16 protein-coding genes are annotated in these 15,842 nt (G+C 62.5%); 6 read left to right on the top strand and 10 right to left on the bottom strand.

Annotated features, from left to right (window positions below):
- Window positions 1–3 precede the first annotated feature (3 nt).
- Entirely contained in the window at window positions 4–474 is a 471-nt protein-coding gene (locus PVA39_RS16060) for a GNAT family N-acetyltransferase (protein WP_274124890.1), read from the bottom strand.
- 180 nt (window positions 475–654) lie between these two features.
- Between PVA39_RS16060 and PVA39_RS16065 the strand changes: the two genes are divergently transcribed.
- On the top strand, window positions 655–2,844 hold the full coding sequence (locus PVA39_RS16065; RefSeq protein ID WP_274124891.1) for a TonB-dependent siderophore receptor: 2,190 nt from the start codon (window positions 655–657) through the stop codon (window positions 2,842–2,844).
- A gap of 63 nt (window positions 2,845–2,907) precedes the next feature.
- On the opposite strand, the gene PVA39_RS16070 is transcribed toward PVA39_RS16065, so the two are convergent.
- Entirely contained in the window at window positions 2,908–4,464 is a 1,557-nt protein-coding gene (locus PVA39_RS16070) for a YdgA family protein (RefSeq protein ID WP_274124892.1), read from the bottom strand.
- A gap of 315 nt (window positions 4,465–4,779) precedes the next feature.
- Between PVA39_RS16070 and PVA39_RS16075 the strand changes: the two genes are divergently transcribed.
- Together PVA39_RS16075 and PVA39_RS16080 are read left to right on the top strand one after the other, a co-directional pair.
- Entirely contained in the window at window positions 4,780–4,998 is a 219-nt protein-coding gene (locus PVA39_RS16075) for a hypothetical protein (protein ID WP_013790309.1), read from the top strand.
- A 213-nt stretch (window positions 4,999–5,211) separates the two neighbouring features.
- Entirely contained in the window at window positions 5,212–5,676 is a 465-nt protein-coding gene (locus PVA39_RS16080) for a hypothetical protein (RefSeq protein WP_274124893.1), read from the top strand.
- A 27-nt stretch (window positions 5,677–5,703) separates the two neighbouring features.
- On the opposite strand, the gene PVA39_RS16085 is transcribed toward PVA39_RS16080, so the two are convergent.
- The 5 genes from PVA39_RS16085 to PVA39_RS16105 all read right to left on the bottom strand — a co-directional run bounded on the left by PVA39_RS16085 (window position 5,704) and on the right by PVA39_RS16105 (window position 10,001).
- Window positions 5,704–6,798, bottom strand: coding sequence for a hypothetical protein (locus PVA39_RS16085; RefSeq protein WP_274124894.1), 1,095 nt, complete (start codon window positions 6,796–6,798; stop codon window positions 5,704–5,706).
- Entirely contained in the window at window positions 6,795–7,781 is a 987-nt protein-coding gene (locus PVA39_RS16090) for a hypothetical protein (RefSeq protein WP_274124895.1), read from the bottom strand. The genes PVA39_RS16085 and PVA39_RS16090 overlap by 4 nt, the downstream gene beginning before the upstream one ends.
- 106 nt (window positions 7,782–7,887) lie before the next feature.
- Window positions 7,888–8,880, bottom strand: a complete 993-nt coding sequence (locus tag PVA39_RS16095; protein ID WP_274124896.1) for an aldo/keto reductase — start codon at window positions 8,878–8,880, stop codon at window positions 7,888–7,890.
- A 49-nt stretch (window positions 8,881–8,929) separates the two neighbouring features.
- Entirely contained in the window at window positions 8,930–9,385 is a 456-nt protein-coding gene (locus PVA39_RS16100; RefSeq protein WP_274124897.1) for a MaoC family dehydratase, read from the bottom strand.
- A gap of 49 nt (window positions 9,386–9,434) precedes the next feature.
- Window positions 9,435–10,001 carry a TetR/AcrR family transcriptional regulator gene (locus PVA39_RS16105; protein WP_274124898.1) on the bottom strand — a complete coding sequence of 189 codons (567 nt, stop codon included), beginning with the start codon at window positions 9,999–10,001 and terminating at the stop codon, window positions 9,435–9,437.
- A gap of 170 nt (window positions 10,002–10,171) precedes the next feature.
- On the opposite strand from PVA39_RS16105, the gene PVA39_RS16110 reads away from it, so the two are divergent.
- The 3 genes from PVA39_RS16110 to PVA39_RS16120 all read left to right on the top strand — a co-directional run bounded on the left by PVA39_RS16110 (window position 10,172) and on the right by PVA39_RS16120 (window position 12,974).
- The gene (locus tag PVA39_RS16110) at window positions 10,172–10,972 is read left to right on the top strand and encodes an SDR family NAD(P)-dependent oxidoreductase (RefSeq protein WP_274124899.1); all 801 of its coding nucleotides are present in this window, start codon (window positions 10,172–10,174) and stop codon (window positions 10,970–10,972) included.
- 4 nt (window positions 10,973–10,976) lie between these two features.
- Complete coding sequence (locus PVA39_RS16115; RefSeq protein ID WP_274124900.1) at window positions 10,977–11,765, top strand: SDR family NAD(P)-dependent oxidoreductase; 789 nt, start codon at window positions 10,977–10,979, stop codon at window positions 11,763–11,765.
- A gap of 105 nt (window positions 11,766–11,870) precedes the next feature.
- Window positions 11,871–12,974, top strand: a complete 1,104-nt coding sequence (locus tag PVA39_RS16120; protein ID WP_274124901.1) for an NADH:flavin oxidoreductase — start codon at window positions 11,871–11,873, stop codon at window positions 12,972–12,974.
- Window positions 12,975–13,050: 76 nt separating this feature from the next.
- Here PVA39_RS16120 and PVA39_RS16125 read toward each other — a convergent pair whose 3' ends face one another.
- From PVA39_RS16125 to PVA39_RS16135, 3 genes are all read right to left on the bottom strand, one after another.
- A complete protein-coding gene (locus PVA39_RS16125) occupies window positions 13,051–13,590 on the bottom strand; it encodes a thioesterase family protein (protein ID WP_093506072.1) in 540 nt (179 codons plus the stop codon).
- Between the two features lie 115 nt (window positions 13,591–13,705).
- Window positions 13,706–13,981: a hypothetical protein gene (locus PVA39_RS16130; protein ID WP_274124902.1), complete on the bottom strand. Its 276-nt coding sequence runs from the start codon at window positions 13,979–13,981 to the stop codon at window positions 13,706–13,708.
- 110 nt (window positions 13,982–14,091) lie between these two features.
- Entirely contained in the window at window positions 14,092–15,696 is a 1,605-nt protein-coding gene (locus PVA39_RS16135) for a histidine kinase famiy protein (protein ID WP_274124903.1), read from the bottom strand.
- Window positions 15,697–15,842 lie beyond the last annotated feature (146 nt).

Below are 15,842 nucleotides of genomic sequence, written 5' to 3' on the forward strand. Positions count from 1 at the left end.
GGCTCAACATTGCCGTTCGTACTGCAGGTAGCCGCGAGCATTGACGCCAACCACGACGAACCCGGCGTGCTCATAGAGCAGCCGGGCCGGATTGTCGCCCCGCACATCCAGGCTCAGTCTCTCCAAGCCCGCCTGTCGCGCTTGCTCGGTATAACCCTCCATCAACCTGCGGCCAATCCCCTTGCGCCTGTGCGCCTCGCTGACGTGCAGTGTGCACAGCTCGGCACTGCCCTGCTCCTCTCGCCATAGCGAATAACCCACCAGCTCGCCATCGATACAGGCGATGGTCAGCCGCTCGAAGTTCTCGACCCACTGCTCGATATGCCGCTCGGCAACCATTCGCCAGTCGTGCTCATGCTGCGGTTCCCACTGGCGGATATAGCCCAGTTCGCCCCGGTAGATCGCCGGCAGGTCGGTGACCCGCGCCGGCCGAAACACCACCACCGCAAGACTATTTTCGAGCTCACGTGTCATCTCGCCTCCTTGGTAGCCGTAGGCCGAGCGGCCAATGCTTGCCCCTCTCCACACATTAAACCGTTGATCAACCGAGGTATTTGATCAGGATGCGTTGTCATCGGGGAACTTTTCGGCAATATAATAATAACGATTCTCAAAATCATAACGCCTACAAATACATATTCAGGGAAGCCCTCCATGTCGCGCCTCACCCCGCCCCGCTGCTTCGCGTCGTCCCGCAATCACCTGGCTCTTGCCATCTGCATGGCTACCATCACGCCGGCCATGGCCCAAGAAAGCAGCGTGGCGCAGGACGGCGCCGCCAGCGGTGTGCTGGAACTCGGCGCCACCGAGATCACCAACACCCAGCTGGGCAGCACCACCGAAGGCTCGCGCTCCTACACCACCGGCGCCATGTCCACCGCCACCAAGCTACCCATGACCATGCGCGAAACGCCCCAGGCGACTACCGTGATCACCCGTCAGCGCATGGACGACATGGGCATGACCAGCATCAATGACGCCATCGCCGCCACTCCCGGGGTGTTTCTCAGCTACGCCAGCGGCCCAGGCCGGCAAACCTATTACGCCCGCGGCTTCGAGATCGACAACCTGATGTATGACGGAATCCCCAGCGGCTACAACGGTGTAGGGGTGGGCGTGCAGCCGAACCTGGCGATGTTCGACCGGGTGGAGATCGTGCGCGGCGCCACCGGCCTGGTCACTGGTGCGGGCAACCCGTCGGCGGCGGTCAATATGGTGCGCAAGCGCCCGCTGGCCGATCAGCGCGTCACTCTCACCGGCGCGGCCGGCAGCTGGGACGACTACCGCGGCGAAGTCGACGCCTCCAGCCCGCTCAACGACAGCGGCACTCTGCGCGGCAGGGTGGTGACGTCCTATCGCGATGCCAACAGCTATGTCGACGGCGCCGAAGAAGATCACGGCCTGTTCTACGCCATCACCGAGGCGGACCTGAGCGACTTCACCACCCTGAGCGTCGGCTTCTCCCACCAGAAGGACAAGACCAACAACTTCTGGGGTGCCTCGCTGGTCGGCCTGGATGGTCGCCACCAGGACCTGCCGCGCTCCTACAACCCGGGCACTAGCTGGGAAAACAAGGAGCAGGAAACCAATACGCTGTTCGCCGAACTGCGCCACCAGCTGGCCAATGACTGGAAGCTACAGGTCAATGCCGATTACTCCGACCTGAACGCGCTGTTCTCGGGCTCATACCAGTCGCGCTGGACCCCTAACGTAGTGGAACGCACCGTCTGGCAAGCCAAATATGACGAGCACAAGATCGGGCTGGATAGCTTCGTCAGCGGCCCGTTCGAGGCTCTCGGGCGTACTCATGAACTGGTGATAGGCGCCAGCAAGCGTATCGCTGACATGAATACCCATAACTACCTGCCCTACGACATGTTTTGGCCTCTAGATGCTGGTAAGCCGAACTTCACACGTAGCGACAGTAAGCGCACCGTCACTACTCAGGATGGCGTGTACCTCACCACCCGCCTGAGTCTGGCAGACCCGCTGAAACTGATCCTCGGCGGTCGCCTGGATTGGTACGACTACGACGACAAGGAGAGCTCGACGGCCGACTACAAGGTGACTCGCAACGTCACCCGCCTTGCAGCGCTGGTCTACGAGCTGGATGATCACCACTCGGTCTATGTGAGCTACAGCGACATCTTCAAGCCACAAGAGGAAAAAGATAAGTCCGCGAACCCGATCACTCCGATTACCGGGAAAAACTACGAGATTGGCATCAAGGGCGAATACTTCGATGGTGCCATTAATGCAAGCGCAGCACTGTTCCGGGTTGATCAGGAAAACCGTGCGACCGCCGTGACAGGGGACGACCGCCAGAACTGTGCCGACCCGAATAGCTGCTACAGCGCCTCTGGCGCGGTGCGCAGCCAGGGTATCGACCTGGAACTGCAAGGCGCTCTGACCGAGAACTGGCAACTCGGTGCGGGCTATACCTATGCCCGCGTGCATACCATCAAGGATGACGCCAAGCCACAAAACGAGAACCAGCGCTTCGACACCGATATGCCGGAGCACCTGTTCAAACTCTCAACCGTCTATCGCTTCCAGGGCCCGCTGGAGAAGTTGCGCGTCGGCGGCAACCTTTCCTGGCAGAGCCGGATGTACAACGATATCCCGTTGGACAACGGCAGCAGCTACCGTCTCAAGCAACAAGCCTACGCCCTCACCAACCTGATGGCAGGCTACGCGGTGAACGAGAATCTGGATCTGCAGCTCAACGCCAACAACATCTTCGACAAGAAGTACTACTCGTCGATTTCCACGTCCACGCAGTACGGCGGCGACACCTATGGCGCCCCACGCAACCTGATGCTGACCGCCAAGTACAGCTTCTAAGCCAACACCAGCGCATAAAAAAGCCAGTCGATATGACTGGCTTTTTTGCATCAGCAGCGCGCGTTACTCGGGCTGTTCAGCGCCTTCATCGTACTGCGATCCGTCTTGCAAATCGTAAGCCGAAGGATCGTCACCCAGACCGCCGCCCATGCCGCCGGTCTTGGCCATCACCAGGGTGACGAATTCGTCGACGCTCATGTCCTGACCGTTGAAGGTCACCTTGTTGTCGGCGTAATGCAGGCTGGATTGCAGGGCATCGCCTTCCAGGGTCACCAGGCCGGTACCGAGGGCCATGCCGCTGCCCATCTCGGTCATCATCGCTGCCTGCTCTTCGACGGCCTTGGCATCGGTGACGCCTTCGACCAGCGCCTGCACGCGTACACCATCACCGATCACCGCCTTGGCGACCGACAGCTTGGCGTCCAGCGTGTCGATCACCTGGCGGGCCAGTTCGTCAGGTGGCAGGTCGAAGGACTCAGGCTTGTCCAGGTCCACCGCCACATGCAGCGAGGCCTGGCCATGTTCGGTAGTGAGCGTCAGGTTATCCAGCGCCAACTGTGGTTTGCCAGCCAGCAACTTGTCGAGATCGGCCTTCATGCGCGCTTCTTCGTCGGCCGAAAGCTCGGGTTTCGGCGCTTCTTCACCGAGGGCCGCGGCCTGCTGAGCAGGCGTCAGCTTGTCCTGATAGAGCTTGATCAGCGACTGCATCGCCACACTGTCGAAGTTCTTGATGGACCACAGCATGCGCAGGCCGCCGATGTCCTTGCCGTCATAGCTGACCTTGCCGATGTCGTAACCGATCTGCCCATTGAGCGCGCTACCCGCCTCTTGCAGGCTGCCGGTCTGGGCGATGTCCTTGATCAACAACGCCGGCTTGTCGCCGAACTTGATCTGCGAAGTGGCCAGCTTGATGCTGCTCTCGCCCACGTAGAAATCACCGCTACCCAGGCGCTGCTCGCTGCTGATGGTCAGGCCGCGCAGGTCAGCCTGCATGGGCGTGTCATCCGTGGTGCTGACGACCAGGCTGCCCATGCCACCACTGACCTGAACGTCCCGAGCATTTTTGCTGGCTTCGATATCCAGGGTCATGCCCGAGAACTTGACCGTGGCGGTTGGCGAAGGCGCGAAGTCCAGCGGCGTCAGCACCAAGGTGCCCTGGGTCGCGCCGTCGTAACCCAGCACGCCTGTACCGGTCAGCGGCGCAGCGCCCTTGGCAGCGTCGAACCACTTCTGGGTCAGCTCGTTAGGCTCCAGCTGATAGCTGCTGGCAGCCATGACCGGCCACAGGTTCAGGCGCGCCAGCCGCGAAAGCGGCAGCGGGCCGTGCTCGATGTTGTCCACCAACAGGATTTCGATATGCCGCGGCTCACCGTCCTTGTCTGGTGCGTCCAGCGAGAAGCGGTAGTGCGCCGTACTGCTGAACAGCCGCGTATCCAGCGACAGCAGTTCGAGTTTGCTGGAAACGCTGGTGCCGAGCAGCGCATCGGCGCTCTGCCGGTTGGCCTCGGCGATGAGATTGTCGAGAACGCCCGGTAACTGGGTACCGGTGTACCAGGCCCCGCCGGTACTGATTGCGCCGACCGTTACCAACGCGATTGCTAGTGCTGCTGATTTTTTCATCGTCTGTTCGATGCCTGTCCATGATGAGTTTGTGCGGCCTTCCTGGCCTGGCGCGTGATGCGCGGTGCTGCGAAAGGCGGCGGCAATCTTAGCACTCCGGCACCTGCCGCTCTGTGCGAGCGCTCGCTGTTTTACCGTGCGGTCTGTCGCTTGCAACACGACAAGCGCAGCGGCAGGTCACTCATCGGCAAGCGCCTGGAACGGCACAACTTCTGCTGAATCCTTCTGCATGGCGCGCAGTCATAGCTCAGCAGTGGAGCACGGAATTGTCCGCGCTCGATGCGGCCGCTGACTGGCCATGACCGAGGTGGGTAAATGGCGACACAGAATGAAAGGGTGCTGGAGCAGACCATCATGGCCTTGATGGGTGCCTGCATCGACCTGGGCTACGACATCGACAAGCTGGCGAAGAAGGCCCAGATGCTGGTTCTGGACAACAGCAAGTACAACTACGTCGAGCAGGCCATGCCTTCGACGCCCCATGAAGCCATCGAACGCGCCCTGTCGACGATCAAGAGCGCGCCGAGGATCTGAAAGCTTGCGCCTCCGCAAAAAGGATCACGCATGGCAGGGATGTCGGCGCGTAATGACCCAGTCATTTTTGCCCTGTGAAAGACTGTGAAATCTTCGGTCGTTTGCGAATTGCTGTGAAGGCACGGCCTTATCACCACTTCTATGCTGCTAAGGTCGATGGCGCAGGCGATAGAACCAGTCAAACGCCGTTCATCCACTGAGGGAGCAGAGCCGATGTCCACGACCGTTTCACCGACCAGCAGTACCCCGAACACTCCCAGTTCTTCGACTTCGGCGTTCGATGCCAAGCTGGACATCGCCAAGTCCAGCAAGACGATCGCTGACTACATGCGCCAGAACGGCAAGCAGGCGATCACCAAGCAAGAGGTGTCGCAATTGGCCAACGACACCTCTGGCAAGGTGCCTAGCGATGTCGTCGAGGCTGCCAAGTACATGCAGCGTCACCCCGACGTGTTCACCGCCATCGAGACTCACGACGTGGCCGGTGCCGATGACCTGTCCGGCGTCTGGAACTTCGACTGGGCAGCCAGTGGCGGTCTCAAGGGCACGCCGACCGAAGCGATCGCCAAGATGCAGGACACCTTCGACTACGCGATTGCAAAGTCTGCACAGATCACCGAAATCACCACAGCCAGCAAGGCCGAGCTAGACTCGACCAAGCAGCGGCCGAGCAACTGAACACCCGGCGCGCGCCTGCGCCATCGCTCAGGGATCGAGCCGGCGCCGCACCCACGAAAACGGCGCCAGCACCCAAAACACCCCATACGCCAGTGCCCGCGTACACAGCCGTACCACCAGCGGTGCCGGCCGCCAGTCTGCTTCGGCAACGAAAGCGCCAACAGGCCGAAAGCGCGCCAACGGCCGGGTCAGAAACGCCTGCCACAGACCGTGACGCGAGATCGCCGCGCCCAGATTTTCGGGCAGAAAGAAGCCCGAATGGCCATACTCCTCGGCCCGCACGTTAAGCGTCGAGGCAGCCAGATATCCAACCTGCCCGCCCGGCCCGGCGCCGGGAATGGCGTACTGGGCGAAGGGCACGGCACAATCCTGAGCACCGACATGGTTGAGCACAGCCTCCACCCGCCCCTGGGCAATTAGCCGATCCCAGTCGAAATCCGGGCGCACGATGCTCGCTGCAGTGATGATGCGACCAAACTTCAGGTCGGCGAATTCGGGGTTCTCCAGCACCCGTGACAGCAGCAGCGTGCCGAAGCTGTGGGCGATGATGTCCGGCCGGTCGGGCAGGCGGCTCTTTTGCGCCTCTGCGATGGCGATGCGCATGCGCTCGCCCAGGCGCCTCGCGAGGCGATCGTGCAGCCAGCGGGCGAACACGTCGATGGTCGCCCAGCCGTACTTGTAAATCAGTACCGGCGCCGAATAGCTGAGGCGGTTGGCGATTTCCCAGCTGAAGGCTTCCTGCCATTTGGCGCGGCTGTTCATGCCGTGAATGACGATCAGCCAGCGAATGTCGCGACTGCCCTCGCCCACCAGCCGATAGACAGGTTCGACCTCGGCCGTCACACCTTCCTGCTCGAAATCGGCCTGACAGAATGGGCACACAGTGTTGGCCATACCGGCCGGCAGCAGGCGCGCGCACGGCGCCATTGGGCAGCGGTAAACCTCATGCCGCTCGGCGCTCGTGGCACCGACCAGGCCGTCGAGAAAGATCTTCAGCCCAACATCGTCAGGCGCCGCCTCGACCGTCCGGGCGAACTGCGCGCGGGTGAACTCAAGCTCGACGCCCTGACTCAGGCGCCGCTCGACCTCCGCCTGCCAGCGGTGCGACTGTGCAGTATTCATGGCGCGCCGTTGTACGCCCATAGCAGTTCGACGATACGCAGCACGTCCTCACGCTTGCACTGCGCCCAGATACGCAGCCGAGCGTCGCGTCCATACACCTGCACGGCGATGCGCCGGCTGGTGCCATGTTCTTCGGCGGCGAAATGCAGCATGCCCTGAGCCCGGTCGAACTGGCCGGTGTCCACCGCCTGCAGCACCACGCGCACCGGCTCGACGGCTTCGATTCCGCCATCAGCCAGGGTCGAGGCCATCTCCACATAGCCGCCATCGAGTTCGAAGCGGGTCGAATGCACGCCCTTGCCCTTGCTTGCGGCCACCTTGACGGCCTGGTCAAGGGGGATGGGTTTTGCCGGGGCGTCCGGGCAACCGATGGCGGCCAGCGTGCGGCGGATATCCCCGAAAACCGCCTTGTGATCGATCTCGGGGTTGCGGTGAATCAGTACCAGGCAGTAGGGGTCGGCGAAGCGCCACTCGAAGCGCACCACGCTGCGATCAAGCCGCTGCCGATAGGCGTCGAAGCGATAACGCTCCAGCCCTTCCTCGAGTGTGAAATCCTTGGGTTTGAAGCGATTCCAACCGGCCTTGCCCTGATGCCAGAGCAACGACAGGCCAGCGTCGGACAACGCGATATGAGTGAGCGTGAGCGCTTCCGGGAAATCCAGGCTGGCGCTGGCGCCGAGCGCTTCGGCATGAGGGCTCGCGGCGATACCGGCGGCCAGCCGCGACCCATCGACCGCGGGCGCCGCGATCAGATAAAGGTGCTGGTCGCCCCAACCCTCGACTTCCGCCAGCCAAGCTTCGAGCTTTTCCTGGGTCAGCTCGTCGGCATCGATGGCGGCGTCCAGGTTGGCAGCGAAGTCTTCCTTGGTCGCGCCGATCCTGGCGTTGGTGCCACGCAGCAGTTCCTTGATGAACGCGTTGCCCTGAGCAACGATCACCCGTCGCACCAGCTCCTTGAGTTGCGTCTTGCTCAGCGGATCCATGCCCTCTCCCGACAATACGCCGTGTCACACCGGGCGGCAGGCACCCGGCGCAACATAGCCATACGCCATCATACTGCGTGGAGAGGATTTTGGCGCTGCGTCGCTATCAGGCGATCACCTGCCCATCAGCCAGCGGCTTTCTGGAGGGCGTCGCCTCGCCCAGTGCGCTGACCGCGTCGAGCCGCTCGACCTGCTCGGGCGAAAGGTCGATGGCCAGCGAACCGAGGTTATCGGTAGCCTGCGCCAGGGAACGTGGCCCGATGATCGGCACCGAGCGGTGGCTGCCGGCCCAGGCGATGGCGACCTGGCCCGGCGTGGCGCCCAGCTCCTCGGCGATGGCCAGCACCGTATCGAGGATCTGCGTGCGTTGCGGCGAGTTCTCGGCCTGGAACACCCGGCCGCCAAGCCCCTCGGCCCGGCCCTTCTCGCCCTGGCGATATTTGCCGGTGAGCATGCCGCCCCCCAGGGGCGACCAGGTCAGCATGCCCAGGCCCAGCGCCCGACAGGCCTGGAACAGGTCGGCCTCGGGGTCGCGGTGCACCAGGCTATGTTCGAACTGCGCGGCGGCAATGGGTAGCGCGTGCGTCAGCTCTGCCAGCGTGGCGATATGGGCGAGGCGCCAGGCCGGGAAGTTCGACAACCCGGCGTAAAGGATCTTGCCGGCACGAGCCAGGTCGTCGAGCCCGCGGATCAGCTCTTCGGCCGGCGTCACGCCATCGGGATGGTGCACCCAGTACAGGTCGATGCGGTCGGTCTTCAGGCGCTTGAGGCTGGCCTCGACGGAGGCGACCATGGCCTTGCGGCTGTTACCGGTCACCAGGCGGTTGGCGTTCGGCACTGCGCCGCTGGTGTACTTGCTGGCGAGCAGGAAATCCTCGCGGCGCCCTTGCAGCAGCGTGCCGAGCAGCGCTTCGGACTGGCCGAACTGATAGACGTCCGCCGTATCGATGAAATTGCCGCCGGCTTCGGCGTAGGCATTGAAAATGCTCGTGCTGGTATCCGGGTCGGCGCCATGGCCCCAGCCCGTACCGAAATTGCCCGTGCCCAGCGCCACCTGGGAAACCTGCAAGCCGGTATTGCCGAACGCTACGTATTTCATGGTCTGCTCCACTGTCATCATGCCGCCAGGCGGCCTAGGTCGATTGCGTTCACTGCGCGGGGCGCCGCGGTACCACCAGATTGCCCACGGAAACCTGTACGGGCTGATCGTGCTGATTCAGGGTGGTGGTGCGCAGCTTGACCAGGCCCTGGGTAGGTTTGCTCCTGGACGGTCGTACCTCCAGCACCTCGAGCTCGACCCGCAGCTCGTCACCGGGCCGCACCGGCAGTGGCCAGCGCAGTTCGTCGAAACCGGCGCCGATGATGCCGCCGGCCAGCTTCGGCTCGCAGTCCACCAGCAGGCGCATGGTCAGTGCCGCGGTGTGCCAGCCACTGGCCGCCAGCGAGCCGAACAGCGAATCACGCGCCGCTTCGTTATCGAGATGAAAGGGCTGCGGGTCGAACTCACGGGCAAAGGTCTTGATGGCATTTTCTTCAACGCGCGCTCGGGCGTTGCCCTTGAAGTGTTGCCCAGGAGCCAGGTCGTCGAGGTAATAAAGGGTCATTTCTGCCTCCGTTTCTGGTCGTCGCCGTCGCGACGGCCAGGTGATGAATTCACTTCGTCGCCGCCAAGATCTGCGTGTGGCAAACGCTGAGAATTTCGTCAGCCAGTGGCGAGTCATCCGGGCAGGCCCGCGACAGCAAGATGGCGCCGACAGCCTGGGCGAGCTGGCCGATCAACCTGGCACGCTGCTCTTGGCTCACATCACCATCCGCTGCAGTTTCGTTACGCCCCAGCGTTACCAACAAGCTGTCGATACCGTCGGCAAAGATCGCTTTGAGATTCTCCGGCTGGCGCGCCGCATCGCCGCCAAGCGCGGCGAGCGTGCAGCCGGCATCGCGAGAATCACGGTGCTGGCGCGACACGTAAACATCGAAGAATTGCGCGGCGTCTAACGCCTGGGTGCGCTCGAGCGTTTTCGAAATACCGCAAGCCGCGGACTCGGCCATCAAATCGGCCTTGGAGCCAAAGTGCTTGTAGAAGCCGCCATGGGTGAAGCCGGCCGCAGCCATCAGATCGGCCACGCCAACGCCGTCATAACCACGCTCACGGAACAGGTGCGATGCCGTATCCACAATCAGCGCCCGGTTCGCCTGGGCCTGGGCTTTGCTCACTCGCATGAGGTGATGCCTCCTGAAGTCCTGTCGATTAGCTGAGAGCCACTATACATAGATGTCGACCATAATCAAAACACATTGACATAAAAGATTGTGACCATCATCTTAAAGCACGCCGACGCTATCGTCGTTAACTGGCATCGACGCCCCACTCCGCTATCGAGCAGGTCACCATGAGCCAACTCTCTACCGTACTTATCACCGGCGCTTCGTCCGGTATCGGCGCCGTTTACGCGCAACGCTTCGCACAGCGTGGTCATGACCTGGTGCTGGTCGCTCGCGATCAGGCGCGCCTGGAATCGCTGGCCAGCCGGCTGCGCGCCGAACATGGCGTAGCCGTGGATATTCTGCGCGCCGACCTGAGCCAGGCCGATGACACCCGGCTCGTCGAAAAACGGCTGAGTGAGGATGCGCGCATCGGCGTGCTGATCAACAACGCAGGCATCGCGCAATCGGGCAGCTTCGTGGAGCAGGCAGGAGACGCAATCGAGCGGCTGATCACCCTCAACACCACTGCCCTGGCCCGCCTGGCCAACGCCATTGCGACGCGCCTGGCGCAGGCCGGTGGTGGCAGCATCGTCAATATCGGCTCGGTGGTCGGTCTGGCGCCGGAGCTGGGCATGACCGTCTACGGCGCCAGCAAGGCCTTCGTGCTGTTCCTGTCCCAGGGGCTGAGCCTGGAGCTGAACCCCAAGGGCGTCTATGTACAGGCGGTGCTGCCGGCGGCCACCCGCACCGAAATCTGGGAACGTGCCGGCATCGACATCAGCGCCACCCCGGAGCTGATGGACGTCAATGAGCTGGTGGATGCCGCGCTGGTGGGCTTCGACAAACGCGAGGCGGTGACCATTCCTCCCCTGCATGACGACGCTGCCTGGGACAAACTCAACAGCGCCCGCCAGGCCCTGCTCAGCGGCATCAAGCAATCCCAGGCGGCTGAGCGCTATCGCCCGGCCGACGCGCAGCGAGGCTAAGGCCATGCCATCGAATCAAGGCACCTGGGTGCTTATTAGCGGCGCCTCGAGTGGCCTCGGCGAGGAGTTCGCCAGGCAATACGCGGCAGCTGGCCATAACCTGATACTCGTGGCCCGGCGATTGGAACGGCTCGAAGCACTGGCAGACTCCCTACGCCAGCAACATCGTATCGACGTGCTGGTCGAGCAGGTAGACCTCGCCGACATCGCAGCCGTGAACCGCTTGCATCAACGGTTGACTGAAGAACGGGGCATCGAGGTCGATGTGCTGATCAACAACGCAGGCCATGGTTTGCAGGGGCCATTTCTGGGCAGCCAACCTGAGGCGGCCCTGTCGATGATCCAGTTGGACATTGCCAGCCTCACCGTCATGACCCACCTCTTCGGCCAGGACATGCGCCGCCGCAAGCGCGGCAAAATCCTGCAGGTTTCCAGCATTCTCGCCTACCAGGGCGTCGAGAGTTTTGCGGTCTACTCGGCGGCCAAGGCCTACGTGTTGCGCTTCAGCGAAGCACTGCACCGGGAATTCAAACGCGACGGTGTGACCGTCACCGCACTATGCCCGGGCCTGACCGAAACCGGCTTCGCCAGTGCCGCACGCCAGCGCATCACGCCCACCCTCAAGGGGCTGATGATGAAAACTCCGCCAGTGGTGCGCGCCGGTATTCGCGCCATGAATAACGGCCGTATCAGCATCGTGCCTGGTGTTGCCAACAAGCTGAATGTCGTGTTCATGTGGGCAACCCCGCGCTGGCTTCATCAGGCCGTCCTGGCCCGAATAATGACCGCCTGATCGAGAGACTGATTGCCTGTTCGATAGCCAGATACCGCCCCGGTATTTCCCAATTTGCAGAGCCGCTGACAATCCAGCGGCCAGCGAACCCCTGATGGAGTTTTTATGTCCGACGACGTTCTGTTCACCCCCTTCAAACTGAAAAGCCTGGACCTGCCTAACCGCATCGTCATGGCGCCCATGACCCGCGCCATGGCCCCCCAGGGTATTCCCGGCCAGGCGCATGCCGAGTATTACCGCCGCCGCGCCACAGGTGGTGTCGGCCTGATCCTTACCGAGGGTACGGTGATCGACCGCCCGTCCTCGCGCAACATGCCGGGCATCCCGTTCTTCCATGGCGAGGCGGCCCTGGCCGGCTGGGGCGAAGTGGCCAAAGCGGTACACGCCGCTGGCGGGCGTATCGGCCCGCAGATCTGGCACACCGGTTCGACCCGTGGCCAGGGCGGCTGGGAGCCTGAAGCACCGGTCGAGAGCCCGTCCGGGCTGGTGGCACCGGATGATGCGCGCGGCGTGGCAATGAGCCTGGAAGATATCGCCGACACCGTGGCCGCTTTCGCCAGCGCCGCTGCCGATGCCAAGCGCTTGGGCTTCGATACCGTGGAATTGCACGGCGCTCACGGCTACCTGATCGACCAATTCTTCTGGCCCGGCACCAACACCCGCACCGACGCCTTTGGCGGCGCCACCATCGCCGAGCGTTCGCGCTTCGCGGCCGAAGCAGTGCGTGCCGTACGAGCAGCGGTGGGCGAGGACTTCCCGCTGATCCTGCGGGTCAGCCAGTGGAAGCAGCAGAACTACGCCGCGCGCCTGGCCACCACGCCAGAGCAGATGACCGAATGGCTGGCGCCGCTGGTCGACGCCGGTGTGGATATTCTGCACTGCTCGCAGCGCCGCTTCTGGGAGCCGGAGTTCCCCGAGATCGACGGCGCCGAAGGCCTCAACTTCGCCGGCTGGGCAAAGAAATTGACGGGCGCACCGACCATCAGCGTCGGCTCTGTAGGTCTGGATGGCGACTTCTTCGGCGCGTTCGGCGGCAAGGGTTCCGGCGCCGCGGTGCTGGATAACCTGCACTTGCGCATGGAGCGTGAGGAGTTCGACCTGATCGCCGTCGGCCGCGTGCTGATCTCCGATGCCGAGTGGGCCAACAAGGTCCGCAAGGGCGAGCCCCTGCCGGGCTTCGACGCGGCCGATCTGGCCAAGCTGGCCTGACGAGCAGGCTGCATTGCTCAAGAAAACGCGAGCACAGGGCTCGCGTTTTTTTATTCTGGTGGGCTATCGCCCGCCTCTACTGCTCCTCATCACGCAACTGTGCGCTCAACTGGTCGCAACTGGCGGACCAGTCGCTCAGCCACTGCGGCAATGGCGGCGATTGCTCGGGCAAGCGCAGTTCGGCGGCGAATTCGCCCGGCAACACGTTGCCTTTAGGCCCACGAAGCAGCCCACGCATGATCACCACGCCAACCACACGCCCGCCCTTGATGAAGCGATGCTCCATGAAGCTCCACTTGTCATCCCAACCCAGCATGCGGGAGTGAACTTCGAAGGCTTCGAACAGCTTCAGCTCACGGCGAAACTTGCCCCACACGTCACCGACGATGGGCAACGCACGATGGCGCAGCGCCACACGGAATGCACCACTGCGCAATACGTAATCCATGCGCCCGACATCGGCGAGGGTGAAGTAGCGGCCGTTGGTGACATGACGATTGAAGTCCAGATCCAGCGGCCACACGCGCATGCGCACCACGGTGGTGTCGAACGCCGAAACTGGTTTGCGCCAGGGGCGGCGCAAGAGCATCAGGAAGAGGCGAAACCAGAGATTCATATAGGGACGGCCGGTAGCAGCGAAAGGCTTTCACTGTATACGGCGGGTGAGCGGGCGAGGTAGCTGCGAAGCGGCCGTTTCGCACGGGGTTTGTGCCTCGCTGGCAGCGGTTCAGCTACTTAGATGCGTTATCAGCGTTCTCGACGAATGGATCGATTGGCGTGGATACGGTCTGCCCGTCCCGCTCGAGCAGCCGCTTGACCTGGGCGATGAAGTCCAGCATCACCGCTTGCACGAGGGCACCGTTGCCCAGTTGTGACGTACTCAGGTGCCGTTGCCCCAGGCATTGTCCGCCGTTGGATATCGCCCTGAAGCAAATGCCGGTGGGACAACGCTCGAGTTCGAGCTGGCAGCCGGTTTCCGTCATGAATCTGCTGATGTATTTGTCCATACCTCTGTGAGGCGGATACATGCAGAACAGTTCGTATAGTCTTGTGACCACTCGTCCGGGGCATCAAGAATGGCCGCGAAGCGCCAATTAGACGCGCACGGCCACTCGTCTCAGCTCACACCGGTAGGCCCGTCGATGACCTGACGCACCTTGCGCGCCAATTCGTTGGGCACGTAGGGCTTGGAGATCACATCAAACTCGCTGCCACCGGCATCGGTGCGCTCCAGCGAGTTCTCCGCGTAGCCTGTGGTCAGCAGCACCTTGAGGCCCGGTTTGCGGCGGCGTGCTTCACGCGCCAGCATCACGCCATTCATGCCGCCGGGCATGATCAGGTCGGTGAATAGCAGGTCGTACTCGGCCACATCCAGACGCAGCAGCGCTTCGCGAGCATTCAGGGCGATGTCGGTGACATAGCCATAATCCTCGAGCACCATGCGCGCGAGGTCCGCCACATCCGGGCGGTCCTCGACCACCAAAACGCGCTCGGTGCCGTTGCGCTCGTTAGTGCGCTCCTTCGCCGGGCTGTGGATCACCTGGCTGTCATCGGCCGGGAAGTACAGGCGCAACGTAGTACCCACGCCCTCTTCCGAATAGATGCGCACGGCGCCGCCGGATTGCTTGACGAAGCCGTAGACCATCGACAAGCCAAGCCCGGAACCCTTGCCTTCATCCTTGGTGGTGAAGAATGGATCCATCACCCGGCTGCTCACGCCTTCGGACATGCCCATGCCGTTATCGGTGATCGCCACGCTGACATATCGGCCCGGCATCAACCCGTCATAGGACATGCTGCCCAGCTCTTCGACCCTGACGTTCTTGGTTTCGATATGCACCACGGGCTGGTCGCGACCTTCAAGCGCGTCGCGGGCGTTGATCAAGATGTTGAGAAACGCGACCTCGGCCTGAGTGGGGTCGATGCGGCAATTCCACAGGCTCTTGTCCAGGGTCAGACGCAGGTTCGCATGGCCCAGCGTGCGTTCACCCAACTCTTTAAAGCCGCTGATCATCCCATTGAGGTTGAGTACCCGGCCTTCGAGCTTCTGTTTGCGTGAGAACGCCAGCAGCTGCTGGGTCAGCGTGGCCGCTCGGTCCGCGGCGTTGCGCGCGTTGTTCACGCAGCGCAGGATGCGATCGACGTCGTATTGAGGCTTGCTGGCAGTTCGTTCGAGCACTTCCAGGTAGCCGATCATCACCTGCAGCAGGTTGTTGAAGTCGTGGGCGATGCCACCGGTCAGCTGGCCCAGGGCCTCCATCTTCTGCGCCTGGCGCAACCCTTCCTCGGCGTCGCGGCGGCGGCTGATGTCCAACTGCGAGGCGAAGAAATAGATCAGCTCGCCGGCATCGTTGTATACCGGGGAGATAAACAGCGCGTTCCAGAAGGTCGAGCCATCCTTGCGGTAGTTGATCAGCTCAACCGAGATCTCCTGGCGTTTGGTAATGGCCTCCCGCACCTGGGCGACCACCGAGCGATCGGTTTCCGCGCCCTGCAGAAAGCGGCAGTTCTGGCCGACGATTTCCTCGACCTCATAGCCGGTCATTTCCAGAAAGGCGTTATTGGCGAAGATGATCGGGTTATCGGGACGGTTGGGATCGGTCACGATCATCGGCATGCGGGTGGTTTCCACCGCTGCGAAGAAGATGTTCTTCCCCGAGCCGGAAATGTCGCCCGACGAGGCGTTATCGACCCGGAAATCGTGCTTGCCACCTGTTGGCATCGGCTTACCTATAGCGTTGCTGGCGGGGCCGTTTGAACAAGCCCCTGTAGGTCATTCGAGCAACAGCGCCTTGAGAAGTTCTACAAGCAATGCGAGCTGTACAAGCCTGTAGCAAGGATGCCGAAGGATTACGGTAGAAAGCTCGC

Origin of the sequence: Pseudomonas sp. CNPSo 3701, from assembly GCF_028674975.1 — a bacterium.
Taxonomy (GTDB): domain Bacteria; phylum Pseudomonadota; class Gammaproteobacteria; order Pseudomonadales; family Pseudomonadaceae; genus Aquipseudomonas; species Aquipseudomonas straminea.